This window comes from Collinsella sp. AF33-16 (assembly GCF_003475325.1).
Classification (GTDB): Bacteria; Actinomycetota; Coriobacteriia; order Coriobacteriales; family Coriobacteriaceae; genus Collinsella.
On sequence record NZ_QRQC01000050.1, the window covers coordinates 1 to 1,267 of the forward strand.

The following is a 1,267-nucleotide window of genomic DNA, read 5'->3' on the forward strand; positions in this document are numbered from 1 at the left end:
CTTAGAGGTCCTCGCGCCAGAAGGGCATGCTCATGCAGCGCGGGCCGCCACGGCCGCGGGAGAGCTCGGCGGAGGGCACGACGAGAAGGTCCAGGCCCTCCTTGTACAGCACGTCGTTGGTGACGGTGTTGCGGGCGTAGACGCAGATCTTGCCGGGCTCGACGCACAGGGTGTTGGAGCCGTCGTTCCACTGCTCGCGGGAGGCCGCGATCGGGTCGCCGCCGCCGCAGGGGATCAGCTTGACCTGGTCGACGCCGGTGGCGTCCTCCAGGACGTGCTCGAGGGTGTCCTCGATCAGGCGGATGTTCACGTCGCCCGGGTTCTTGCCGGCGGTCAGCTCGTAGACGCGCAGGGTGCCCATGATGGCGGGGTGAATCGTGAACTTATCGACGTCGATCTGGGTGAAGACCGTGTCGAGGTGCATGAAGGCGCGCGAGACGGGGATGTCGAAGGCCAGGATGCGCTCGACCTTGGAGTCGGAGTTCCAGAAGATGTTCTGGGCCATGATGTCGATCGCGGCGGCCTGGGTGCGCTGGGAGATGCCGACGGCGAGGGTCTTCTCGTTGATGTTCAGCACGTCGCCGCCCTCGGTGTGGAACTGGCAGTCGCGGCGGAAGTACAGCGAGACGTCCTTGTAGTCGGGGTGGTACTTGAAGATGTACTTGCCGTACAGGGTCTCGCGGTTGCGGGTGACCGAGTACATGCGGTTGAGGTTGACGCCCTCGCCGACGACCGCGAACGGGTCGCGGGTGAAGTAGAGGTTGGGCATCGGGTCGATGATCAGGTCGGACTCGGACTCGGAGTTGACCAGGGAGTCGAGGGTCGTGGACGCCGTGAGGGGCATGTCGATCTCGGCCTTGGTCATGCCGGCCATGGTCTTCTTGACGAACTCGAGGTTGTCCTCGATGGAGTCCAGCTTCTCGCGGACGATCTGCGGCATGTGCTGGCCGCGGATGCCGGCCTCGGCGATGTACTGGTCGGTGAACTCGGCGCGGGCGCCGGGGACCTGGTCGAACACCTCTGCGACGAGGTTCTCGAGGTAGAGCACCTCGACGCCCTGGTCCCTCAGGATCTGGGCGAAGGTGTCGTGCTCCTGCTGCGCGACCTCAAGGAACGGGACGTCGTCGAACAGGAGTCGCTCGAGCTCGTCGGGCGGCAGGTTGAGGAGCTCGTCGCCGGGACGGTGCAGGCAGACCTTCCTGAGCTTGCCGATCTCGGAAGGCACGTGCAGACCTTTCGTCATGGCCTCCTACCTTTCTTTCGGGCC

Annotated in this window: 1 protein-coding gene; it reads right to left on the bottom strand. The window is 65.1% G+C overall.

All coding sequences use genetic code 11. The features are described 5' to 3' along the window. Position 1: 1 nt before the first annotated feature. Positions 2–1,243: an arginine deiminase gene (gene arcA / locus DWZ52_RS09815; RefSeq protein ID WP_055252566.1), complete on the bottom strand. Its 1,242-nt coding sequence runs from the start codon at positions 1,241–1,243 to the stop codon at positions 2–4. Between the last annotated feature and the right edge of the window lie 24 nt (positions 1,244–1,267).

Bases quoted from the DNA above. Each gene is read 5' to 3' on its own strand.
- arcA (WP_055252566.1), bottom strand. From the start codon at position 1,243: ATGACGAAAGGTCTGCACGTGCCTTCCGAGATCGGCAAGCTCAGGAAG.